Source organism: uncultured Veillonella sp. (assembly GCF_900545205.1).
GTDB lineage: Bacteria > Bacillota > Negativicutes > Veillonellales > Veillonellaceae > Veillonella.
This window is the reverse complement of the sequence record NZ_UQYC01000088.1, coordinates 1-6,533: the sequence shown is the minus strand read 5'-3', so window position 1 is coordinate 6,533 and position 6,533 is coordinate 1. Positions and strand designations below refer to the sequence as shown.

The following is a 6,533-nucleotide window of genomic DNA, read 5'->3' as shown; positions in this document are numbered from 1 at the left end:
GGAATGGCATATCTTCTTTTCTCATAACGCGAGAAACGACACCTTTGTTACCATGGCGGCCCGCCATTTTATCGCCTTCGTGAATCTTACGTTTTTGAGCGATGTATACGCGAACAAGTTTATTTACACCTGGTTGTAATTCGTCACCGTTTTCACGAGTGAAGACTTTAACGTCTACAACTTTACCAGATTCGCCATGAGGTACGCGCAAGGATGTATCGCGAACTTCGCGTTCTTTGTCACCGAAGATAGCGCGCAATAAGCGTTCTTCAGGTGTTAATTCAGTTTCACCTTTTGGTGTAGCTTTACCTACGAGAATATCGCCAGGATGTACTTCTGCACCAATACAGATGATACCATCTTCATCAAGGTTTTTAAGTGTGTCATCACCAGTATTAGGTAATTCACGAGTAATTTCTTCGGCACCTAATTTAGTGTCACGCGCATCGCATTCGTACTCTTCAATATGAATGGATGTATAGATATCTTCTTTGCAAAGTTCTTCACTAAGCAAGATCGCATCTTCGTAGTTATAACCTTCCCAAGGCATGAACGCTACAAGAACGTTATAACCTAACGCCAATTCACCGCCATCAGTAGCAGGACCGTCAGCCAATACTTGGCCTTTTACAACATGGTCGCCACGATTAACGATTGGTTTTTGGTTAAAGCATGTGGATTGGTTAGAACGAAGGAATTTATTCAAACGGTATGTATCAACACGACCATCGCTATCGCGAAGAACGTGGATTTCATTACCCCAGCAACGTACAACTTTACCAGCTTCACGAGCAAGTACGCAAACGCCGGAGTCAGTAGCTGCTGTATATTCCATACCTGTACCAACAAGTGGAGCTTGAGCGCGCAATAGTGGTACCGCTTGACGTTGCATGTTCGCACCCATCAAGGCACGGTTAGCATCATCATTTTCAAGGAATGGAATCATAGCTGTACCGATTGATACAACTTCTTTTGGACTAACGTCCATGTAGTCTACCTTATCAGGTGTAACTTCCAATACGTCATGACCACGACGACAAGCAACGTGTTCATTAGTAAAGTAACCTTCACCATCGATTGGGGAGTTCGCTTGGGCAATTGTCATGCCTTCTTCTTCATCAGCTGTCATATATACAACGGAATCAGTGACACGAACTTTTACAACTTTGTCTGCATCGGCACCTGTACCATAGATTTTTTCTACTTTACGGTATGGAGCCTCAATGAAACCAAATTCATTTACTTTCGCGTAGTTAGACAAGGAGTTGATCAAACCGATGTTTGGACCTTCTGGAGTTTCGATTGGACACATACGGCCATAGTGAGAGTGATGCACGTCACGAACTTCGAAGCCTGCACGCTCACGAGATAAACCGCCAGGGCCAAGGGCAGATAGACGACGTTTATGAGTCAATTCTGCTAATGGGTTTGTTTGGTCCATGAACTGAGACAATTGAGAAGAACCAAAGAATTCTTTGATTGCTGCCACTACAGGGCGAATGTTAATCAACGCTTGAGGCGTGATAGATTCGATTTCTTGAATTGTCATACGTTCACGAACAACACGTTCCATACGAGTTAAACCAATACGGAATTGGTTTTGCAACAATTCACCTACACAGCGAAGACGACGGTTACCCAAGTGGTCGATATCATCTGTATGACCTGCGCCATCCATAAGGTTGAGCAAGTAAGAGATGTTAGCGATCATGTCTTCACGTGTTACTGTACGGTGATCGTATGGCAAGTTGCAGTTGTTACAGATAACTTTAGATTCTACACCATCGTTATTTACGATGTAGAACTCAGCGAAACCTTCACCATCGAATACATGGCTATTAGCAACGATATCAAGTTGTTCCTCCCCAACTTGTACACCTGCATCAAGAATGATTTCGCCAGTTTCTGGATCTACGATTGGTTGAGCCAATGTTTGACCCAACATACGTTGACGCCAGCCGAGTTTTTTGTTTAATTTGTAACGACCAACGCGCGCTAAATCATAACGGCGAGCATCGAAGAATAAATTATCGAATAAATTACGAGCAGATTCTACAGTAGGAGGTTCACCTGGACGTAATTTTTTATAGATTTCAACCAATGCTTCATCAGCAGATTGAGTTGTATCTTTTTCTAATGTACGAACGATGCGTTCATCATATACTGGCAAACCATCTTCATCAGTTTTACCATTCCAGAAGAGATCAAGGATACTTTCATTAGTATCCCAACCTAATGCACGTACCAATACAGTAGCTGGTAATTTACGGTTACGGTCAATACGAACAGCAACAACTTCGCTTGCATCAGTTTCAAGCTCGATCCATGCGCCACGGTTAGGAATAACTGTGGAATCGTACAAACGGTTACCCATTGTATCGATTTCTTTATTGTAGTAAACGCCTGGAGAACGTACCAATTGGGATACGATTACACGTTCTGCACCATTGATGATGAAAGTACCTGTGTCAGTCATCAATGGGAAATCGCCCATGAATACTTCTTGTTCTTTAATGTCCATATTTTCTGGATCATTATTTACTAAGCGAATATTTACACGAAGTGGTGCTGCGTAAGTAGCATCACGGTTTTTACATTCATTAATATCATACTTAGGTTCACCTAAGCTGAAACCTTCGAAAGAAAGTACTAGATTACCTGAATTGTCTTTAATCGGAGAAATATCGTTGAAAATATTTTGTAAACCACTCTCCAAGAACCACTCATACGATTTACGCTGAATGTCCAATAAATGCGGCATCTTGATAACTTCGTTAATTTTTGCGTACGTATAACGAGTTCGTTTGCCTACCTGTTCAGGTTTGAACATATTTGCTTTCACCCCTATCAAAACACACTGGTCTACCATTTTCTATAACGGCACGGAAAAGACATCTTACAGGTCTCAGTTTTCCTGCTCGGATAACGTCAAATAAAGCAAGGCCCATTTCATTTTTAAAAATAACCTTGCTTTCCATTAACCAAGCACAACCTTGGAAGAAAACCTCATCACTATTCAAGTTATAGTTTTTATATCCAAAAGCAGGAAACGCTACTTTTGCAATATATAATTCTATCAGTATTAAAAAAGACTGTCAACCAAAAGGGTTGACAGTCTTTCATTTTCATGCTTTATTCATGTATTAAAACAACTGACTATGTTAGTTGCCTTTTTGTTTTAAAAGATTAGCACCAGCAATACCAGGGCGAGTCATTTCTTTAGGAGAAAGGATATGATTGATTTCATCTTCAGTCAATAAACCTTTTTCCAAGATGATATCACGGATAGCACGACCAGTAGTATAAGCTTCTTTTGCAAGAGAAGATGCTGTTTCATATCCAAGATGTGGCAACAATGCTGTTACGATACCAACGGAACGATTCAACCAGTATTCGCATTGTTCACGATCTACTTCAAGATCCACGAGTAATTTATCAACAAATGTATTTACGCCGTTTTTGAGGTAGCAAAGATTATTGAATAAATTATAAGCCAATACAGGTTCCATTACGTTCAATTCGAATTGACCATTTTCTACAGCCAATGTAATTGTTAAGTCATTACCGATAACTTGGTAACATACTTGGTTCAATACTTCGGCGATAACAGGGTTAACCTTGCCTGGCATGATGGAAGAACCAGGTTGACGAGCTGGTAATTTTAATTCCCCAATACCACAACGAGGACCAGATGCCATCAAGCGGAAGTCATTGGCCATTTTAATCAATACGAGAGCAGTTACTTTCAAACCACTGGAGATATCAGCAAAGATATCTGTATTGTTAGTAGCATCAATTAAGTTTTCAGCTGTGTAGAATGGTTCGCCTACTACTTCACTAAGTTCGTATGCTACATCATGAATATAATTAGGTTCCGCATTAAGGCCTGTACCAACTGCAGTAGCACCCATGTTAATTACATGTGCACCTTCAACGGCAGATTTAATACGTTTAATACCGCGGCGAACACCAGATGCATAGGCACCCATTTCTTGGCCTAATGTAATTGGCACCGCATCTTGTAAGTGAGTACGACCCATTTTCAAAATTTCGCTATATTCATCAGCCTTTTTCTCAAGTTCATCAACAAGACGTTGTAATGCTTCAAGTAAAGGTTTAGATTTCAAAATTGCACATACCTTGATTGCTGTTGGGAAAGCATCATTTGTAGATTGTGCCATATTACAATGGTTGTTAGGGCTTACAACATCATAGCTTCCTTTTGGATGACCCAAAATTTCACAAGCACGGTTAGCCAATACTTCGTTCATATTCATGTTTACAGAAGTACCTGCACCACCTTGAATTGGATCAACAGGGAATTGGTCAGCAAATTGACCTTCAATTACTTCATCTGCAGCTTGTACAATAGCTTTACCTATAGATACATTCAAGCGACCAGTTTTCATATTCGCTAAAGCAGATGCTTTTTTTACCATTGCCAATGCTTTGATAAAATCTTGGTCCAAGTGTTTTCCTGTAATATGGAAGTTTTCTAATGCACGAATTGTTTGTACACCGTAATATAATTCATCAGCTACTTCTAATTCGCCTAAGAAATCATGTTCTTTTCTCATAATAAATCCTCTTTCTACTATTTTTATACAAAATAGTATTTCAATGAAACGGTTTTATCTTACGCGCTCATTATAGCATGTATTTTGTATACATAAAAGTCATTTCATGTATTCTGTACAAACAATATTCTATACAATATATTATTTCATAAATAATTCTTTTTTTGTAACTATTTCCATATTGATAAAACCTTTATCTTTCATTGGTTTAATTATTACACGCCCTATAGTACAATAATATAAACTATGTAAGTAAGGAGTAACTATGATTAACAATCACATGCTGCGCATAGGTGCGCTATTTTTATTGACCGTACTGAGTTACGGTTTCTATAACGCCTATCTACCCATAACAGATCCGGTTGAGTCCAACTATGTATTATCTGCTATTACAATGTTAAAACATAACTCATGGATATCACCCATGATATATGACCAAGTCTGGTATGATAAACCGCCCCTCACCTATTGGGCGCTTATGATAAGCTATAAACTATTTGGCATATCTGACTTTACATCACGCATACCAAATACACTTATTGCTGGTGGCAGTGTTGCGCTTATGTACCATCTTGTGTATCGCATTAAAGAGTCCACGCATATAGCAATTACGAGTGCCATACTTTTGTTTGGTGCCTTACAGTTCTGGTACATTTCTCACGCAGTCATAACAGACGGCTTCCTATTCTTCTTTTCACTAGCCATCTTCGGCTATTCTTATCTAGCTTTCACCAAGAACGATAAACATTCCATGGTGAAAGCCTATGGGGCAGCAGCCTTAGCGGTCGTAACTAAAGGGCCCGTTGGTATTGTTCTTCCTGGATTAATACTATTACTATTCATTGCTGCACGATGGTTCACCCAAAAAGATAAGGATGATTACTCACTTGCTAAGGATATTACATTATTATTTAATCCTTTGGGAATTCTCTTATTTATAGTTCTTGCCAGTCCATGGTACATCGCTATGTACTCGATTCACGGTCAAGAATTCATATCTGGTTTCCTAGGGCTTCACAACATGGAGCGAGCACTTGTATCTGAGCATCCAAAATTCAATGTTTGGTATTATTACCTAATCATTGTCCCTCTTGCTCTATTACCATGGACACCAGCCGTTATTTACCGACTCAAAAACATTACATGGAAAAATAATTTTTATCTTCTCGGCGCCATCTGGTTTGTAGTAATTGTATTATTCTATTCACTAGTGGCCACAAAGTATATAACCTATACGTTACCAGCAATAATCCCATGTCTTATCTGGGGCGCTGAAGCTATCACAACTAGCTGCCATAACAAGAGTACTAGTTTTAAATATATTGTAACGATTCCATTAGGCATATATACAATCTTATTCCTAGTAGCCAGCATCGCAACACCAGAATTAAATCCTATACCATTAATTAGTGCATTCGTATTACTAGTACTATTTGCACTAGTAGTTAAACGGTATAGAAATCGCAACGTACCATTATCTATCTATTTAGCCACACCTTTAACTATTTTATATACGGCAATCACAATAACTGTAACACCTATTTTATCTGATCAATCGGGGCTTCAATTCAAGCCATATATTGAGTCAAGTGCTCAACACACATATATATATGGTACCTACTATACATCGATTGTATATTATACAAAAGATACCCCAACTCAAGTATTTGTACATACTACAGATAATCCTCTATGGACAGCAGGCAAAACATTGATGCCCACAATAACAGTAGATGAGTTTGATACAAGGGTATCTAATGAAAAAGGTGCTACCATCATTGTACCAAATAAATATAGTAAAGAATTTGCTAATTCACCAACCAATAACATAGCAACAGAAGTTGGAAAAACTAAATCGGCTAGCATTTATAAAATTCAATAATCGTAGGAAAATCAGCTAATTGCTATTAATGGATAACTTCGGGTTATAGGACAAAACGTGTTGGTACTTTAATC

The 6,533-nt window shown here is 38.7% G+C and carries 4 protein-coding genes; 1 reads left to right on the top strand and 3 read right to left on the bottom strand.

Features of this window, described 5'->3' with window-relative positions:
- From rpoB to QZR70_RS08075, 3 genes are all read right to left on the bottom strand, one after another.
- On the bottom strand, positions 1 to 2,830 hold a 2,830-nt coding region (gene rpoB, locus QZR70_RS08085; RefSeq protein WP_295794369.1), incomplete at its 3' end, for a DNA-directed RNA polymerase subunit beta.
- Positions 2,817 to 3,020 carry a hypothetical protein gene (locus tag QZR70_RS08080; protein ID WP_295794367.1) on the bottom strand — a complete coding sequence of 68 codons (204 nt, stop codon included), beginning with the start codon at positions 3,018 to 3,020 and terminating at the stop codon, positions 2,817 to 2,819. The genes rpoB and QZR70_RS08080, both read right to left, overlap by 14 nt.
- A gap of 141 nt (positions 3,021 to 3,161) precedes the next feature.
- The gene (locus QZR70_RS08075) at positions 3,162 to 4,577 is read right to left on the bottom strand and encodes an aspartate ammonia-lyase (RefSeq protein WP_295794366.1); all 1,416 of its coding nucleotides are present in this window, start codon (positions 4,575 to 4,577) and stop codon (positions 3,162 to 3,164) included.
- A 265-nt stretch (positions 4,578 to 4,842) separates the two neighbouring features.
- Here QZR70_RS08075 and QZR70_RS08070 point away from each other — a divergent pair, with 265 nt between their 5' ends.
- Complete coding sequence (locus QZR70_RS08070; RefSeq protein WP_295794364.1) at positions 4,843 to 6,459, top strand: glycosyltransferase family 39 protein; 1,617 nt, start codon at positions 4,843 to 4,845, stop codon at positions 6,457 to 6,459.
- The last annotated feature ends 74 nt before the right edge of the window (positions 6,460 to 6,533 follow it).

What these genes read in the sequence shown, in the direction of transcription:
- QZR70_RS08075 (WP_295794366.1), bottom strand. Translation starts at nt 4,577, where the DNA reads ATGAGAAAAGAACATGATTTCTTAGGCGAATTAGAAGTAGCTGATGAA.
- QZR70_RS08070 (WP_295794364.1), top strand. Translation starts at nt 4,843, where the DNA reads ATGATTAACAATCACATGCTGCGCATAGGTGCGCTATTTTTATTGACC.